This is a genomic window from Demequina sp. NBRC 110057, assembly GCF_002090175.1.
Taxonomy (GTDB): Bacteria; Actinomycetota; Actinomycetes; order Actinomycetales; family Demequinaceae; genus Demequina.
This window is the reverse complement of the sequence record NZ_BBRN01000003.1, coordinates 296350-312146: the sequence shown is the minus strand read 5'-3', so window position 1 is coordinate 312146 and position 15797 is coordinate 296350. Positions and strand designations below refer to the sequence as shown.

Sequence of the window (15797 nt, the reverse complement as noted above, 5' to 3'; positions counted from 1 at the left end):
CGTAGGCCGCTTCCCGCCGAGCGATGGGTGTCGAGGTGACTCCCAGGGAATCCCGCCACACCGGAACGCGACGACGACCCGGGGCGCGAGGCGGGCCGCGGTGAGCGGCCCGTGGACAGCCTAGGGGCGCCGGGGCGTTTAACGCAATACCTTCGTTGCGAAAAGCGCTCCGATGCGCGCGCAGGGCCCGCGGGCAGCAAAAAGCCGGGCCGCGACGGCTCCCTCAGCTCGGCGTCGCGGCCCGGCAAGGTGCACCCGGCTGCGCGGTCGCGATGGCATCGGCCGCGCGCACGTGGCGCACCTCTTCACCATACCTCGGTGACCCGATTTGCCGGACTCTTGTGACCGTTTCGTGACGTGACCTGCGTTGCCGCACCTCTAGGAGGAGGACTCGAGCTCCGCCTCGATGGCATCGGCCCGCCGCTCGAGCGTGTCGGCCAGCGACGCCACGTCGCCATCATCCAGGGGCGAGCCGGTGACCGCGTTCCACGCCTGCAGGTTGGCGGTCACGGTGTAGAGGTGCCCGAATCCCTCGGGCACCGATCCCGCCGCCGGCATGTCGAGCAACACCTGCCACAGGGTGACGAGCGGGTACCAGGCCATGGTCGCTGACACGTCCGGCGCACGCTCGCCGTCGATGAGCCAGGCCGGCGACTCGAAGGCGAGCTGCTGGTTGAACCACACCACCGGGTCGGAGCCGTGCTGGAGGTAGAGGAGCCGGGTGGAGCCCCACGGTGCGGTGTTGCCCGCGACCACTCCCGACTCGTCGGCGAACCTCACGGTGCGGCCCGCGTTGAGCAGGGGGAGCGCCGCCGTCGATCCGTCGTCGCGGGCGCGCGTGATCTCGTAGTGCATCTCGTTGAGGAAGGGCGGGCCCGTCATGAGGGCTCCGTCGATGGGCTCGTTGAGGATGTCCACGCTCGACAGCACTGCCTCGACGCCCGTGGTGCCCAGCGACAGCCCGTACAGGTACAGCTGCGGGCGCGAGCCGTCGGGAAGCGTGGACCAGTAGTCGTGGATGGTCCGGAACACCACCCTGCTCGTCTCCTCCACCTCGGCCTGATCCGCGAGCAGCGAGATCCAGCTGGGCAGGTAGGAGTACTGGACGCCCGCGATGGCGGTGTCGCCGTTCCACAGGTACTCGAGGGAGTCCACGCCGTGGGGGTCGAGGTAGCCGGTGCCGGTCGTGGTGGCGACCACCAGGATCTCGCGGTCGAACGCGTCGGTGCGGACCAGCTCGTCGAGGAGCAGCTGGGCGCGCTCCTCGAGCGAGTCGGCGCTGCGCAGGCCCACGTACGCGCGGATGGGCTCGAGCGCCCCGCCCGGCCCCGCCTCGTCGAGGTCCGATGCGGTGGGCCCCGTGGACACGAAGGAGCGGCCCTGGCGGCCCAGGTCGTCCCATTCCACGGCCGATGCCGGCGAGCCCGATTTCTCGGCGAGCTCGGGCTGGGTGGCGCCGGGGTTTGTTTGAAGGTCGCGCCCCGAGAATGTCCAGTTGGAGAAGGTGAAGAAGGCGTTGACGAACGCGCCCGATGCGACCCACCAGATGAGGGCGGTGAGCACGACGCCGACGAGGGCGACCGCGAGCCGGCGCGGGAGGAAGCGGATGGCGAGGGCGTCGCCCCATCGGAAGAGGCGGCGCACCAGGCGCGCGATCACGAGCAGGAGCGCCGCCGTCGCCGCCGCGACAGCCACGATGACGGGCCACACCAAGGGCGACAGCGGGCTCATCCCGAAGCTCAGGCGTGTGGCGTTCTGCCAGCCCACATAGGCCCAGATGGTGAACGAGGCCTGGACGGCAATCGCGCCGAGTGAGACGACGAGCAGCGCCGCGCGCACGCGGCCCCGTGCCGGGGGGACGGTGAAGAAGCGGGCGACAGCGTAGAGCCCGGCGCCGATGCCGTAGCCGACCATGAAGCTCACGCCCGACTCGATGCCCTGCACCCAGCCCTCGCGGGGCAGGAGTGAGGGGGTGAGGGACAGTGCGAAGAACGACAGCCCCACCACGAGGCCCACGGCGGAGAACGAGAGTTCGACGATGCCGGGCGCGCGGCGTCGCGGTGGCCTGGGCTCGTAGAGCCGGTCCCGCGCACGGTCCAGCACTCCGGTTGTCATCATTCCCGCTCCGGTCGGTGTCGCGCCCCTCGCCTCGAGGTTATCTGACGGACCCGATGCGTCGGCCCAGGCTTCTGGCCGCGCCGCCCTTGACATCGGGCGCGCTCCATCCCTAATCTCTATCAAGCCGATAGGAAATAGGGCTGACGATCGGCGCGGCCCCTCGACGCAAGGAGACGACATGACCAGGACGACGTGGCTGAAGGCGGGTGGAGCGGTGATCGTGGCGATGGTGGTGGCCGCGTGCGCCCCCGCCGAGACGGCGTCCTCGCCGACCGCCAGCGCCGCGGCCGGTGGCGGCGACGCCGCCGCTGCCGAGGAGACCAACCTCTCGCTCGTGGGCTTCGCGGTTCCCAAGGCCGCCAACAATGCGATCCAGGAGCTGTGGTCGCAGACCCCCGAGGGCGAGGGAGTGACGTGGACCGAGTCCTACGGCGCCTCGGGCGACCAGAGCCGGGCCGTCGAGTCCGGGCTGGAGGCCGACTACGTGCATTTCTCCCTCGAGGGGGATGTGACGAGGCTCGTCGACGCCGGCCTGGTGGACGAGGACTGGAACCAGGGAGAGTACGGAGGCATCGTCTCGCAGTCCGTGGTCGTGTTCGCGGTACGCCCGGGCAACCCCAAGGGCATCGAGGACTGGGACGACCTCATCGCCGAGGGCGTCGAGATCGTGACCCCCAACCCCGGCTCCTCCGGATCTGCGCGGTGGAACATCCTCGCGGGATGGGGGCAGGCCATCGCGGAAGGCGGCTCGGAGGAGGACGCCAAGGAGTACACCACCGAGCTGTTCGAGCACGTGGTCGCCCTCCCCGGCTCCGGACGCGACGCGACCAGCGCCTTCCTCTCGGGCACTGGTGACGTGCTGCTGTCCTACGAGAACGAGGCGATCCTCGCCAAGCAGGAGGGCGAGGAGCTCGACTACGTGGTGCCCGACACGACGCTGAGGATCGACAACCCCGGCGCCGTGCTGAAGGACGCCGATCCCAAGGCCGCCGACTGGCTCGAGTTCCTCTACACGCCCGAGGCGCAGGGAGAGTTCGCGAAGCTGGGCTTCCGTCCCGTCGTTGACGGGGTCGAGGTCTCCGAGGTCGAGGGGGCCAACGACCCCGCGGACCCGTTCCCCACCCCGGGGACGCTCCTCACGATCGACGACGACTTCGGCGGCTGGGAGGTCGCGGGGCCCGAATTCTTCGACACCGAGGACGGCATCATCACGCAGATTCAGGTCGATACGGGGAAGTCGTCGTGACGTCCCTCACCGACACGGCCGCCCCGTCGCCCCTCACGGGGCGGCGGGCGGCCGCCCGGCCGCACCGCCCGCGATCCACCCTCACCAGGGGTGCGGGACTCGCGCTCGGCGTCTCCGTCCTGTGGCTGTCGATCCTCGTGCTCATCCCACTCGGGGCGGTGGTCGCGGCCGCGGCCTCGGGCGGCTGGGCGGGCTTCTGGGCGGTGCTGACCAACCCGCAGACCGTCGCCGCCATCACCCTAACGGTGTCCCAGGCGGCCCTCGTCACGGCGCTCAACGTCGTCATCGGCACCGCCATCGCGTGGGTGCTGGTGCGCGACTCGTTCCCCGGCAAGCGCGTCATCGAGGTCATCATCGACGTGCCGTTCGCGCTCCCCACCATCGTCGCGGGCCTCGTGCTGCTGGGCCTGTATGGCCCGCGCAGCCCCGTGGGGGTCGACGTCGCCAACACCAAGGCGGCGGTGTTCCTCGCGTTCGCGTTCGTCACCCTGCCGTTCGTGGTGCGCGCCGTCCAGCCCGTGCTCGAGCAGCTGGACCCCGACGTGGAGCGCGCCGCGCGCAGCCTCGGGGCGTCGGGCACCCAGACCTGGACGCGGGTGCTCCTGCCGGCGCTCGCCCCGGCGATCGCCGCCGGTGCCGCCATGTCCTTCGCCAGGGCGGTCTCCGAGTACGGAGCCCTCGTGCTGCTGTCGGGCAACCTCGCGCTGCGCACCGAGGTCACGAGCGTGCGCATCCTCACCTACGTCGAGAACGGCCAGCTCGCCCAGGCCGCCGCCGTCGCGACGGTGCTGCTGGTGATCGCGTTCCTCGTGCTCGTCGCGCTTGACCTCATCCAGCGACGGGTGGCCCGCCGTGGTTGACATCGCCTCGCCCCCCGTGGCGCCGCGGCGGCGCGAGCCCCGCGACGCGGCGACGCTCGGCCGCCCGGCCGGACGGCGCATCGGCCCCCTGATCCTGCGCGCCGTCGTGATCGTCTACGTGGGCCTGCTTGTAGCGTGGCCTGTGGCGCTGGTGTTCTGGAACACCTTCGCCGATGGCCTCGCACCGGTGATCGAGACCTTCACCGACCCGCTCGTGCTGGCATCGCTGCGGCTCACCGCCATCGCCGCGGCCGCGTCCGTGGTGCTGAACGTCGTCTTCGGCGTCACGGTATCCCTGGTGCTGGTGCGCTACGAGTTCCCCGGCAAGCGACTGCTCAATGCGATCCTCGACCTGCCGCTGTCGGTGTCGCCGGTGGTGGTGGGCCTGTCGATCGTGCTGGTCTACGAGTCGACCCGCGGGATCTTCGGCGTCCCCCTCGCGGCGGCCGGCATCCAGGTGCTGTTCTCTACGCCCGGCATCATCCTCGCCACGACGTTCATCGCGATGCCCCTCGTGATCCGCGAGATCGTGCCGGTCCTGACCGAGGTGGGAACCGAGCAGGAGCAGGCGGCGCGGTCGCTCGGCGCGAGCGGACCGCAGACGTTCTGGCGCATCACCATCCCCGCGATCCGGTGGGGCCTCACGTACGGCGTGGTGCTGTGCCTCGCCCGCTCGATCGGCGAATTCGGCGCGGTCAAGGTGGTCTCCGGCAACCTCATCGGCCAGACCCAGACCGCCACCCTGATGGTCGAGCAAATGTACTTCGACTTCGACCAGGAGCAGGCCTTCGCGGTCGCCGGGCTGCTCGCCTCCATCTCCATCATCGCGATCGTCGTGGTGAGCGTGCTGCGCTCCCGCGCCGAAAGGAAGGGCACCTCATGAGCATCGACATCCAGGCAGTGGGCAAGCGCTTCGGCAGCTTCGTCGCGCTCGACGACGTCAACCTGTCCCTACCCACCGGGCAGCTCACGGCGCTGCTGGGCCCCTCGGGCGGCGGCAAGTCCACGCTGCTGCGCATCATCGCGGGCCTCGAGACGGCCGATGCTGGACGCATCCGCATTGAGGGCCGGGACGCCACCGACCTGCCGGCGCAAAAGCGCGGGGTGGGATTCGTGTTCCAGCACTACGCGGCCTTCGCACACATGAGCGTCGCGAAGAACGTGGCCTTCGGGCTCGAGATCCGGCACCGTCCCAAGGAGGAGGTCCGCGCGCGCGTCGACGAGTTGCTCCGCCTGGTGCACCTCGAGCAGTTCGGACACCGGCTGCCGTCGCAGCTGAGCGGTGGCCAACGCCAGCGCATGGCACTAGCCCGCGCGCTCGCGGTGGAGCCCACCGTGCTGCTCCTCGACGAGCCGTTCGGGGCGCTCGACGCCCAGGTGCGCAAGGAGCTGCGCCAGTGGCTGCGGCGCCTTCACGACGAGGTCCACGTCACCACAGTGTTCGTCACCCACGACCAGGAGGAGGCGCTCGAAGTGGCCGACCAGATCGTCGTCATCAACGAGGGCCGCGTGGAGCAGGTCGGCACACCCGACGACCTGTACGACCGGCCCGCGAACGACTTCGTCATGAGGTTCCTCGGCCCCACCACGACCCTCGCGGGGCTGGTGGTGAGGCCCCACGACATCGGGGTGGTGGCGCTCCCCGTCGCGGGGGCCATCCCCGGCACGGTGCGCGTGGTGCAACGTGTGGGCTTCGAGGTGCGCCTCACGGTGCAGACCAGCGAGGCGCGCGACCCCGCCACTGTCACGCTCCCGCGCTCGCGCTACCTCGAGCTGGGCGTGGACGTGGGCGACCCCGTGTGGCTACGCCTTCCGGCCGATGCTGTGCGCGCCCCGGCGACCGCGGCATCGGCCGTGCTCGAGGAGGCGACGTCCGGCTCGCACTAGCATGACCACCATGCATGTGTCGGCGAAGGGTGACTACGCGGCCAGGGCCGTCACGGCCCTGGCCGCGCGCTACCCCGACCGCGCCTCGGCGCAGGCGCTCGCGGACGCGCACGACCTACCCCGCAAGTTCCTCGAGGCGGTGCTCGCGGACCTGAAGCGCGCCGCGATCGTCTCGTCTACCAGGGGAGCGGACGGCGGGTACGCGCTGCGCCGGCCGCCGGCGGAGATCACGCTGGGCGAGGTGCTACGCGCCATCGACGGACCGCTCGCCGACGTCCACGGGCTGCGGCCCGACGAGGTCACGTACCCCGACGCGTTTCAGCACCTCCAGGAGGTGTGGGTCGCGGCGCGCGCCTCGGTGAGGCTCGTGTTCGACGAGGTGACGCTGGACCAGTTGGTCTCGGGGGAGTTCCACGAGGACGTGTTGCGCATGCTCGCGATCACCGACGCGTGGGACCCGCGCACGGGGCCGCAGGCGCCGCGTACGCGCTGACGCCGGGGGGCGTGAGGCTCAGGCGCGTGGCGGCTCGATGAGGTCCCACGGCGCGCCGTAGAGGTCCTCGAAGATCGCGACGGTGCCGTAGGGCTCGTGCCGGGGTTCCTCGCGAAAGTGCACGCCGTGCGCGGTCATGCGCGCGTGCGCAGCGGCGAAGTCGTCGGTCTCCAGGAAGAACGCGACGTCCGCGCCCGCCTGGGAGCCGACCGGGGCATCGGCCGCCGCCCGCGCCAGCACCAGCACCAGACCAGTGTCGCCCTCCGCGGGGCCCACGACGACGCGGCGCCAGCCGCCGTCGAACGTCTGGTCCTGGCGCACCTCGAAGCCGAGGGCGTCGACGAAGAAGCGCAGCGCCTCGTCCTGGTCGCTTACCAGGTAGGTCACGTTCTGCAGGCGGATCATGGGGGAAGGCTAGCGGCCGATGCCGGGGCCGGGCGGGCGTTCAGGCGTCGCGCCGCAGGGGTTGCGTCATGCAGTGGGCTCCGCCGCGCCCGCGCCCCAGCTCGGCTCCCACGATCTCGAGCACCTCGATGCCCGCGGCGCGCAGGGCGGCGTTGGTGGTGGTGTTGCGGTCGTAGGCGACCACCACGCCCGGCTCGAGCGCGAGCACGTTGTTCGCGTCGTCCCACTGCTGGCGCTCGGCCGCGTAGCGATCGCCGCCGGTCTCGATGAGCCGCAGCGACTCGAGACCCATGGCTCGCGCGACCACCTCGGTGAACGGGCGCGTCTCGCGGCGCACGTCGAGGCCCAGTGGCTGAGGCGCCTCGTAGATGGAGAAGGTCTCGATGTCGTCGACGATCGCGGGGAAGATGGTCGCGATATCGCGGTCTGCCAGCGTGAACACCGTGTCAAGGTGCATCGCGGAGCGAAGCTTGGGAAGGCGCGCGACGATGACGCGTTGCGCCGCGCCGGCCGCGAACAGTTCCGCCGCCAGTTGCGAGATGGCCTGGCGGCTCGAGCGCTCGGACATTCCCACGAGCACCACGCCGTTGCCCAGCGGCATCACGTCGCCGCCCTCGAGGGTCGCTAGGCCGTGGTCAAGCTCGGGGTCGCCCCACCAGGTGGTGACCTCGCCGGCGAAGCGGGGATGGAACGTGTAGACGCACTTCATGACGAGCGTCTCGGCGTGGCGCGCGGGCCAGTACAGGGGGTTGAGGGTGACGCCGCCGTAGATCCAGCTGGTGGTGTCGCGTGTGTACAGCGTGTTGGGAAGCGGCGGCATCAGGTAGTCGCGCATGCCCGACTCCTCGCGGATGAGGTCCACCGTGGGAGGCGCGAAGTCGCGCGGGAGGTCGGCGACGGCGAGGCCGCCCAGCACGTCGCGCGCGAGCGACTCGCTGGGCAGCGAGTCGAGGTAGGCGCGGACGTCGTCGACGAGCCCGAGCCCCACCTCGTCCGGGGTGATCTTGCGGTCCAGGAGCCACGCGCGTGCCTCGGGGATCTCCAGCGTCTCCGCCAGCGTCTCGGTGAGTTCGACCACCTCGATGTCGCGGCCCGCCATGAGGGACACGAACTGGGCGTGGTCGCGGCGCGCGTTCTCGACCCACATGACGTCGTCGAACAGCAGCGCCTCCGCGTTGGAGGGCGTGAGCCGGTTGTGCGCGAGGCCGGGGGAGCACACCAGCACCGTGCGCAGGCGCCCCACCTCCGAGTGCACGCCGAAGCGGCGCGGTTCCGTGTCGACCAGGGTCTCGCTCACCGATGCCTCCTTGTCCCGGGTGGCTCGACGCTATCAAGCCAGCCGCCGCATCGGCCGCTGCGAAATCGCCGGAATGAGAAGGTGCGCGGCGCGGTTTGTCTCGACGTCGAGGGCGCCACCGCGCCCCAGACGGCGGCGGGCGCGGGCTCGCCGGCGGCGACCAAGGGAGGTGCGCAGTGACGACGACGAACCACGACGCTCGGATCCACACCATGCCGGGCCTGAGCGTGCACGAGGGTTATCTGCCGACGCCGATGACCCGGCTGACGCGGCTGTTCCCCGACAGCGACGTGGGACTGTACGCCAAGCTCGACCAGCTGCAGGTATCCGGCAGCACCAAGGAGCGCACCGCAAAGTTCCTTCTCGACGACCTTGAGCGCACGGGGGTGTTGCTGCCCGGCGGCGCCGTCGTGGAGTCGACCTCGGGAAACCTCGGCATGGCACTGGCCCGGCAGTGCGCGCTGCGCGGGTACACCTTCGTCGCCGTCGTGGACGAGCGCGCCAACGCGGCCGCCGTGCAGACGATGGCCGCGTTCGGGGCGCGCGTGGACCGCGTGCCCACCCCCGCGGACGGCAACCGGCTGCGCGCCCGCGTGGAACGTGTCGCCGAGCTGCTCGCGTCCCTCCCGGGCGCCGTCACGACCCACCAGTACGGCAACGGCGCCAACCCCGACGCCCACGCGAGCACCACGATGCCCGAGCTTGTCGCGTCCCTGGGCGCGGCTCCCGACCGCCTCTACGTGGCGATGAGTACGACAGGCACCCTGCTCGGATGCCAGCGCGCGATCAAGAAGCACGGCTGGCGCACGCGGCTGGTGGGCGTGGACTCCGCCGGCTCCGCGCTCTTCGGCGGCGAGGTGGGGGAGCGCAAGCTGCCGGGTCTCGGCGCCGGATTCGAGACCGAACTGTCCGAGGAGGCGCGCCCCGATGCTGTGGTGCGCGTGGCCGAGGCGGACATGGTCCGCGGTTGCCGGCTCCTGGCGCGCCGTGAGGGCATGCTCACGGGGGCGTCGACGGGGGCGATCGTCGCCGCCATCGGCGCCGACCTCGCGTCGATGCGACCGGGGGAGACCGTCGCCATGCTGGTGCACGACGGCGGCGGTGCCTACCTGCCGACGGTGTACGACGACGCGTGGGTGGAGCGCGAGTTGGACGGCGGCGCCGAGGCGCTGAGTTCCCTCGACGACGCCAACCCGTTCGCCGGCGGTCGGGCGTGAACGCCGCGAGGGTCGCTCCCGCCACGAGGCGGGACGACGCCGACCTCATCATCGTGGGCGCCGGGCCGCGTGCGCTCTACGCGCTCGCGGACCTCGAGGAGGCGCTCGCGGACCGTGGCCACGACAGGGGCGGGCCGGCGAGGCCGATGCGCGTGATGGTCGTGGATCCCGCCGCGCCGGGCGCGGGTGCGGTGTGGGACCGGGCCCAGGGTGAGCACCTGCTCATGAACGTGTCCTCGCACATCGTGGATGCCTCGAGCCCGTCGGTGCCGTGGACCTTCACGCAATGGCAGGAGCACGACGGCGAGGTAGAGACCTTCCCGGCGCGCGCCCGTGCCGGGCGCTACCTGTCGTGGGCTTTCGAGCGCCTGTCGGACTCGCCGTGGCTCGAGGTGCGTCACGTGGTCGGCTCCGTCGCCGACGTGACTCGTGACGGTGAGGCGTGGGTGTGCGCGGTGCGGGGCGAGGCGCCGGTCACTCTGCGCGCCACGCGGGTGCTGCTCGCCACGGGTCACGCGGGCGGCGCAGGCCTCGACCACGCCGCGATCGCCGATGCCTCGAGCGGGCCGGCGCCCGGCGAGCCCGTGACGGTGCACGGCGCCGCGCTCACCGCTTTCGACGTCGTCATGGACCTCACGGCCGCGCGCGGCGGCACCTGGGGCGAGGACGGCACCTACGCGCCGAGCGGCCGCGAGCCGTCGCTCATCACGCTCGTGAGTCGCACTGGCGAGCCGATGCTTCCCAAGCCCGTCTCCGCGCCCTCGTCCGTCATCGCCGCCGTGCGCGCGCGCACCGCGCGCTGGCTTCCCGACGCCGTCCCTCATGACGCGTGGTGGCAGGTCCTGGCCGATGCCGCCGTGGCCGCGGCGCTCGAGGCTGGGGTGCGCGTGACCCACGAGGAGTTGTGGGAACGGCTCGACTCGCCGACGCTCGACGGTGACCCGTCCGCGCGGTGGACGCGCGACATCGGCCGCGCCGAGGGCGACGTCGACGCCGATCCCGCCTGGTGGTGGGGCCGTGCCTGGTCGGCAGGGTACGCGGACGTGGTGCGCTCGCTCGAGCGCGGTCCTCGCGACGCCGACACCTGGCCTCGCTGGCGCCGGCGCGCCGCGATGCTGGAGCGGTGGGCCTTCGGGCCTCCGCTCGTCACCCATCGGCGCCTCGTGGCGTTGCGCGACGCCGGTCTGCTGCGCGTCGTGGCGGCGCCCGATGCCGTGGCCGGCGAGCCGGCCATCGACGCCTTCACTCGTGGCCCCGGCGTGCTTGAGGCGCCCCACCCGTGGGAGGGCGAGGCAGCCGCCGAGGCGACCGGCGCATCGGCCGACCGTGCGCCGTGGCAGGGGCTCATCGACGCTGGCGAGGTGACCGTCCGGGCGGGCGAGCGCGGCGTGCTCACCCGCGTCGACGGCGCGTGCCTGCGGCGCGACGGGAGCGTGGCGCACGGCCTTGCGGCGCTCGGGCGTCCTACTGAGGATCCGGTCATCGGCCACGACTCCCTGCAGCGCGGGCTCCACGACGATTCTCGTCGGTGGGCGCGGGCGCTCGCATGCGCGTGGGGAGAGGATGGGGACGCCGGCGAGCCGGCGTGCGAGGAGGTGCTCGCCCATGGCTGAGGTGCACGGAGTCTCGCCTCTCACCGGTCGCACGGAACCGTGGATGGAGGACCTTCTCGCGGACGCCGATGCCTGCGCCGCGCTGGTCGCCGAGTACGGGTCGCCGGTGAACGTGCTCGACTTCGGGCCGCTCGCGAGGAACGCCGCCGAGCTTGTCGACGCGGCCGCCTCGGAGGGCGTGCGGCTCGGCGTGTTCGTGGCGCGCAAGGCAAATAAGGCGCTGGGGTTGGTGCACGCCGCGCGCGAGGCGGGGCTCGGCGTCGATGTCGCCTCGCTCGCCGAGCTCACCCAAAGCCTCGACGCGGGGATGCCGGGGGAGCGGGTCATCGTCACTGCCGCGGTGAAGTCCAGGGCGCTCCTCGAGGCCGCCGTCCGCGCCGGGGCGACCGTGAGTCTCGACAACGCGGATGAACTTGCCGACGTGGTGGCCGTTGCCGCGTCCGTGGGCGCCCGGGCGCGCGTGGCGCTGCGCCTTGCCTCGAGCGATCCGGCGATCCCCCCGACCCGCTTCGGGATGGCGAGCAGGCAGTGGGACTCTGCCCTGGCATCGGCCCGCCTCACGGACGTGTCGATCGAGGGGATCCACTTCCATCTCAACGCCTACAGCGCCGAGGAACGCGCGGCGGTGCTGCGCGAGGCGCTGCCGTGGGCCGATGCCCTGCGTGAGGCGGGTCACGACGTCGGCTTCATCGACATCGGCGGCGGCATCCCCATGAGCTACCTCGAGGATCGTGCCCAGTGGCGGGCGTTCTGGGAGAGGCTCGCGCAGGACGCGCACGGGACGCTGACATGGCGCGGCGACCGGCTGGGCCTGACGGATCCGTCCGCGTCCAGGCCCTCGCCCTCGGTATATCCGTACTGGCAGCGCAAGGTCCGCGGGCCGTGGATGCTCGACGTGCTGCGCGCCCACGGCCTGGAGCGCAGGACCCTCGCGGAGGAGATCGCGGCGCGCGGGCTGGAGCTGCGGTGCGAGCCGGGCAGGTCGGTGCTCGACGGTTGCGGTTTGACGCTCGCGAGCGTGGCGTTCCGCAAGGCGACGAGCGACGGGATTCCCCTCGTGGGGCTGCACATGAACCGCACGCAGGTGAGGTCGACGTCGGCCGACTTCATGGTCGACCCGCGCTGGGTGCGGCCGTCCGGGGCGGGGGAGGCGAGCCCCGCCTTCGACGGGTTCCTGGTAGGCGCGTACTGCGTCGAGGACGAGCTCATCCTGCGCAGGCGCCTGCGTTTCCCCGACGGCGTGGCACGCGGTGACATCGCCGCGTTCGTCAACACGGGCGGTTACCTGATGCACATCCTCGAAAGCGCCTCCCACCAGCTGCCGCTCGCGGCCACCGTGGTGCGCGAGGGAGGCGACTGGGTGCGTGACGGGATCGACGGCGCGGTCGGGGCGGAGGATTACCGCAGCGCGTAGTGCGCGATCAGCTTGGAAATGTACGCAATGTTGACGTCACCTGCGAATTCGAATTTCACCTTGCCGATCGACGAGAAGTAGAGCTCCAACTCCGCGTCGCGGTCGAATGTGCCAGCAGTCTCGACCGACCAGGTCTGGATCTTCGAGTACGGCATCGAGGTGAAGTCCTGCTTGGAGCCCGTCAGGCCCTGCACGTTGCGGCTGATGATCCGCTTGGAGGTAAACACCACGCCGTCGCGCATGCCCTTGAACGCCAAGTAGATCTGCTCATCGTCTAGAAGGATGGCCGAGTAGCCAGCGTCGGCCGCCTCGGGGGTGATCTGGCGTAGTTTGACGAAGGTGCCGTTGGAGAAGTCGATCATGGTTGCCAGGGTAAAAGTGCTCCGACTCGTACTCGTGGAGCCTTGGTCCTAGGCGACCCCGGCGAGCGACTAGCGTGAGCCCCATGGGCCTGTTCTCACGCCGCCCCAAGAGGGTCGAGCCGTACCAGCTGTTCGCCGACGATCAGGAGCAGCTCGAGACGTTCCTCGCGCGTGGGGCCGATGTCGCTGCGCCCCGCGAGCTGGAGGTGTCCCTGACCTTCACACGCCAGGCGTCGGCGGAGGCCGCGGTCGAGACGCTCAAGGCGCGGCGCGCGTGGCACGAGCTCAGCGCCCCCAGCCACGACGTCCCCGAGTGGACCATCGTCGTGACGTCCCGTGGCGCGCTCGTGCCAGACCTGCTGAGGACCGCGATCGACCTGGGCCACGAGGTGGCCGACGAGCACGGCGGTGAGTTCGAGGCCTGGACCGCGATGTACACGGCCGAGGAAAAGGCCGCGTGGGGAGTCGAGCCGCTCTGAGCGCGCGCCTTGACCCCGCATCGGTCCGCCTGCGTCGCTGGACCGATGCCGACACGCCTATCCTCGAGGCTGCCAACTCGCCCGAGATGATGGCGCTGCTGGCCGGGCCCGAGGACGACTGGCAACTCCACCGGCGCCACGAGCGCTACCTGCGCGGCTGGGACGCCGGCACCCCGCGGATGTTCTCCGTGCGCGGGTCCCGCGGCGAGGCGATGGGCTCGGTGGGCTGGTGGGAGTCGCGCTTTGACGGCCGCGACGTGTACGAGCTGGGCTGGGTGACTCTTCCCGAGTTCCAGGGGCGAGGAGTCGCGTCGCAGGCGGCCAGGCTCGCGGTGGCCGATGCCATCGCACACGGCGACGGGCGTGACCTCATGGCGTGCCCGCCGGTGGAGAACAAGGCGTCCAACGGGGTGTGCGCGGCTGCTGGGTTCGAGATGGTCGCGTCGCAGGAGACGGAGTTCAGGGGCGTCGCGATGCTACTGAATTACTGGGTGCGGCCCGCGCACTGAGCGCCCACCAGGGTGCGTGGCGGTGCGAAAAGGCGCCCTGAGTGTCCATTGGCGAGCACCGGGCAGCCGGCGTCACCCAGTGGGCGCTGAGGGCGTCCCGGTGCGTCAGCGCTCGCAGGTGCAGCGGTTCTCGGTGGCGACGCCCGCGAGGGCCTCGTCGACGTGGAGGCCGCAGCCGGTCCAGGTGGTCTTGCCGCAGGAGGAGCACGCGATGGGGGAGCACATGGGTGTCAGTCTCTCACTCTCAACGGATGCCGACGGCGCGCTGCGCGTTCACGGTGCGCGTCTGCGAGGGAAGGGTGAACAGGTCGACCAGGAGGCCGATGCCGAAGATTCCCGCAGTGAACAGGTACAGCAGCCCGCGTCCGATCTTGCCCAGGTAGAAGTGGTGGATGCCGAAGACGCCGAGGAAGAACCACAGCACGTAGGCGACGAGCAGCGACTTGGGCGTGTAGACGTACACCGGTCCGTTGGTCATGGTCACAGCGTATGCCCGATGCCGCGGTCGCCGTGAGCGGTTAGTCCTCCGTGGGCGGGGCCGGGTTGCGGATGCCGAGCCAGGCGATGACGCCGCCACCGGCCATCAGCGCGGCGGTGGCGCCCATCGCCCGGTGGAAGCCTGCGAGGTCGAGCGCGCCGCCGACTATGGCCCCGACGAGGGCGATCGTGACGAGGCCGGCGACGCGGCTGATCGCGTTGTTGGTGGCGCTCGCGATGCCGGAGCGCTCGGTCTCGATGGCGCCGAGGATGGCGCTTGTGAGCGGCGACACGGTGACGGTGAGGCCCAGGCCGAACACGATGATGCCGGGGAGCAGCTGGGTCCAGTACGAGAAGTCGTCGGACACGGCGAGCATCATCAGGGAGCCCGCTGCCATCACGAGGGGCCCGGCTGTCATGAACAGGCGCGGTCCCAGCCGGCCGGCGAGGGAGCCCACCTTCGAGCTCAGCGCGATCATGATGAGCGTGAGCGGGAGGCTCGCGAGGCCCGCGGCCGTGGCGCTCAGGCCGGCGGTCTCCTGCAGGTAGACAGTGATGACGAAGCCGTTGAGCGACAGCGCGCCGTAGACCGTGAAGGTGGAAAGGTTGCCCCACGCGAAGTTGCGGGCGCGGAAAAGGCCCAGCGGGAGCATCGGCCGCTCGACGACCGCCTGCCGCCAGATGAAGGCGACGAACGCCGCGACCCCCAGCGTGCCGGTGAGCCAGACCTGGGGGTGACCCCAGCCGACGTTGGGCTCCTCGATGAGGGCGTAGACCATGCCGCCGAGGCCCGCCGCGCACAGGGCGGCGGAGATGGCGTCGATGTGGGCATCGGGCAGCCGGACGTCGCGCTGCGTGAGGCGAGTGAGCAGGTAGAGCGTGAGGGCGATGGGGATGACGTTGATGAGGAACACCAGGCGCCACGACCACAGGTCGATGAAGAGGCCGCCGATGACGGGTCCCGCGACCATCGCGCCACTCGTCGCCGCGGTCCAGGTGCCGATGGCGCGCCCCTGCGCCGGGCCGCGGAAGTTTGACGTGATGAGGGCGAGCGAACTGGGCACGAGCAGAGCGCCGGCGACGCCCTGGAGGAGGCGGGCGACGATCAGGACGCCCGCCGTGGGCGCCACGGCGATCGCGACCGAGGTGAGGCCGAAGCCGATCAGCCCCCAGCGGATGACGCGCAGCCTCCCGTACGTGTCGGAGACCGAGCCCGCCACGAGCATGAGCGCGCCGAGGGTGATGAGGTAGGCGTCGACCGTCCACTGCTGCGTGGTGATGCCGCCGCCGAGCTCCTCGACGATCGCGGGCAGCGCGACGTTCACGACCGTCCCGTCGAGGAAGCTGACGAAGCTCGCGAGTATCGCGATCCACAGGACGGTGCGCTGCTCGGGGGTGCTGGGCGCGATGGTGCTCACGC

General features: G+C 71.3%; 16 protein-coding genes. 10 read left to right on the top strand and 6 right to left on the bottom strand.

The features are described 5' to 3' along the window. Positions 1-378 precede the first annotated feature (378 nt). Complete coding sequence (locus B7K26_RS01445; protein WP_159449570.1) at positions 379-2115, bottom strand: alpha/beta-hydrolase family protein; 1737 nt, start codon at positions 2113-2115, stop codon at positions 379-381. Positions 2116-2296: 181 nt separating this feature from the next. On the opposite strand from B7K26_RS01445, the gene B7K26_RS01440 reads away from it, so the two are divergent. Genes B7K26_RS01440 through B7K26_RS01420 form a run of 5 tightly spaced genes read left to right on the top strand, consistent with a single transcriptional unit; the run spans position 2297 to position 6604 of the window. Next, positions 2297-3364: a sulfate ABC transporter substrate-binding protein gene (locus B7K26_RS01440; protein ID WP_084076905.1), complete on the top strand. Its 1068-nt coding sequence runs from the start codon at positions 2297-2299 to the stop codon at positions 3362-3364. After that, positions 3361-4224: a sulfate ABC transporter permease subunit CysT gene (gene cysT / locus B7K26_RS01435; RefSeq protein ID WP_084076904.1), complete on the top strand. Its 864-nt coding sequence runs from the start codon at positions 3361-3363 to the stop codon at positions 4222-4224. Before B7K26_RS01440 ends, cysT begins: the two co-directional genes overlap by 4 nt. Then, positions 4217-5107, top strand: coding sequence for a sulfate ABC transporter permease (locus tag B7K26_RS01430; RefSeq protein ID WP_084076903.1), 891 nt, complete (start codon positions 4217-4219; stop codon positions 5105-5107). Before cysT ends, B7K26_RS01430 begins: the two co-directional genes overlap by 8 nt. Next, positions 5104-6111 carry a sulfate/molybdate ABC transporter ATP-binding protein gene (locus tag B7K26_RS01425; RefSeq protein WP_084076902.1) on the top strand — a complete coding sequence of 336 codons (1008 nt, stop codon included), beginning with the start codon at positions 5104-5106 and terminating at the stop codon, positions 6109-6111. Before B7K26_RS01430 ends, B7K26_RS01425 begins: the two co-directional genes overlap by 4 nt. A gap of 1 nt (position 6112) precedes the next feature. Further along, positions 6113-6604, top strand: a complete 492-nt coding sequence (locus tag B7K26_RS01420) for an Rrf2 family transcriptional regulator (protein ID WP_307188073.1) — start codon at positions 6113-6115, stop codon at positions 6602-6604. Between the two features lie 18 nt (positions 6605-6622). Here the strand turns inward: B7K26_RS01420 and B7K26_RS01415 are convergent, their stop codons facing one another. Both B7K26_RS01415 and B7K26_RS01410 read right to left on the bottom strand, forming a co-directional pair. Continuing rightward, entirely contained in the window at positions 6623-7009 is a 387-nt protein-coding gene (locus tag B7K26_RS01415) for a VOC family protein (protein WP_084076901.1), read from the bottom strand. Positions 7010-7049: 40 nt separating this feature from the next. Beyond that, the gene (locus B7K26_RS01410) at positions 7050-8306 is read right to left on the bottom strand and encodes an arginine deiminase (protein ID WP_200810917.1); all 1257 of its coding nucleotides are present in this window, start codon (positions 8304-8306) and stop codon (positions 7050-7052) included. A gap of 176 nt (positions 8307-8482) precedes the next feature. Between B7K26_RS01410 and B7K26_RS01405 the strand changes: the two genes are divergently transcribed. The 3 genes from B7K26_RS01405 to B7K26_RS01395 are packed head-to-tail and all read left to right on the top strand — an operon-like array spanning position 8483 to position 12550. After that, a complete protein-coding gene (locus B7K26_RS01405; protein ID WP_200810915.1) occupies positions 8483-9523 on the top strand; it encodes a pyridoxal-phosphate dependent enzyme in 1041 nt (346 codons plus the stop codon). Continuing rightward, positions 9520-11136 carry an FAD/NAD(P)-binding protein gene (locus B7K26_RS01400; protein ID WP_159449569.1) on the top strand — a complete coding sequence of 539 codons (1617 nt, stop codon included), beginning with the start codon at positions 9520-9522 and terminating at the stop codon, positions 11134-11136. Before B7K26_RS01405 ends, B7K26_RS01400 begins: the two co-directional genes overlap by 4 nt. After that, positions 11129-12550 carry an alanine racemase gene (locus B7K26_RS01395; RefSeq protein WP_234998650.1) on the top strand — a complete coding sequence of 474 codons (1422 nt, stop codon included), beginning with the start codon at positions 11129-11131 and terminating at the stop codon, positions 12548-12550. Before B7K26_RS01400 ends, B7K26_RS01395 begins: the two co-directional genes overlap by 8 nt. On the opposite strand, the gene B7K26_RS01390 is transcribed toward B7K26_RS01395, so the two are convergent. After that, complete coding sequence (locus B7K26_RS01390; protein ID WP_084076899.1) at positions 12535-12912, bottom strand: PH domain-containing protein; 378 nt, start codon at positions 12910-12912, stop codon at positions 12535-12537. The two genes, B7K26_RS01395 and B7K26_RS01390, sit on opposite strands and share 16 nt — an antisense overlap. A gap of 83 nt (positions 12913-12995) precedes the next feature. Here B7K26_RS01390 and B7K26_RS01385 point away from each other — a divergent pair, with 83 nt between their 5' ends. Together B7K26_RS01385 and B7K26_RS01380 are read left to right on the top strand one after the other, a co-directional pair. Continuing rightward, positions 12996-13391 (top strand): ribonuclease E inhibitor RraB, encoded by a 396-nt coding sequence (locus B7K26_RS01385; protein ID WP_084076898.1) that lies wholly within the window; start codon positions 12996-12998, stop codon positions 13389-13391. Continuing rightward, positions 13370-13900, top strand: a complete 531-nt coding sequence (locus B7K26_RS01380) for a GNAT family N-acetyltransferase (protein ID WP_159449568.1) — start codon at positions 13370-13372, stop codon at positions 13898-13900. The genes B7K26_RS01385 and B7K26_RS01380 overlap by 22 nt, the downstream gene beginning before the upstream one ends. 244 nt (positions 13901-14144) lie before the next feature. On the opposite strand, the gene B7K26_RS01375 is transcribed toward B7K26_RS01380, so the two are convergent. After that, positions 14145-14378 carry a TM2 domain-containing protein gene (locus B7K26_RS01375; RefSeq protein WP_084077516.1) on the bottom strand — a complete coding sequence of 78 codons (234 nt, stop codon included), beginning with the start codon at positions 14376-14378 and terminating at the stop codon, positions 14145-14147. A 40-nt stretch (positions 14379-14418) separates the two neighbouring features. Then, positions 14419-15795 (bottom strand): MFS transporter, encoded by a 1377-nt coding sequence (locus B7K26_RS01370; protein ID WP_234998649.1) that lies wholly within the window; start codon positions 15793-15795, stop codon positions 14419-14421. Positions 15796-15797 lie beyond the last annotated feature (2 nt).

Coding starts and splice junctions, on each gene's coding strand:
- B7K26_RS01445 (WP_159449570.1), bottom strand. CDS start 2,115: ATGACAACCGGAGTGCTGGACCGTGCGCGGGACCGGCTCTACGAGCCC.
- B7K26_RS01440 (WP_084076905.1), top strand. CDS start 2,297: ATGACCAGGACGACGTGGCTGAAGGCGGGTGGAGCGGTGATCGTGGCG.
- B7K26_RS01425 (WP_084076902.1), top strand. CDS start 5,104: ATGAGCATCGACATCCAGGCAGTGGGCAAGCGCTTCGGCAGCTTCGTC.
- B7K26_RS01420 (WP_307188073.1), top strand. CDS start 6,113: ATGACCACCATGCATGTGTCGGCGAAGGGTGACTACGCGGCCAGGGCC.
- B7K26_RS01415 (WP_084076901.1), bottom strand. CDS start 7,009: ATGATCCGCCTGCAGAACGTGACCTACCTGGTAAGCGACCAGGACGAG.
- B7K26_RS01395 (WP_234998650.1), top strand. CDS start 11,129: ATGGCTGAGGTGCACGGAGTCTCGCCTCTCACCGGTCGCACGGAACCG.
- B7K26_RS01390 (WP_084076899.1), bottom strand. CDS start 12,912: ATGATCGACTTCTCCAACGGCACCTTCGTCAAACTACGCCAGATCACC.
- B7K26_RS01385 (WP_084076898.1), top strand. CDS start 12,996: ATGGGCCTGTTCTCACGCCGCCCCAAGAGGGTCGAGCCGTACCAGCTG.
- B7K26_RS01375 (WP_084077516.1), bottom strand. CDS start 14,378: ATGACCAACGGACCGGTGTACGTCTACACGCCCAAGTCGCTGCTCGTC.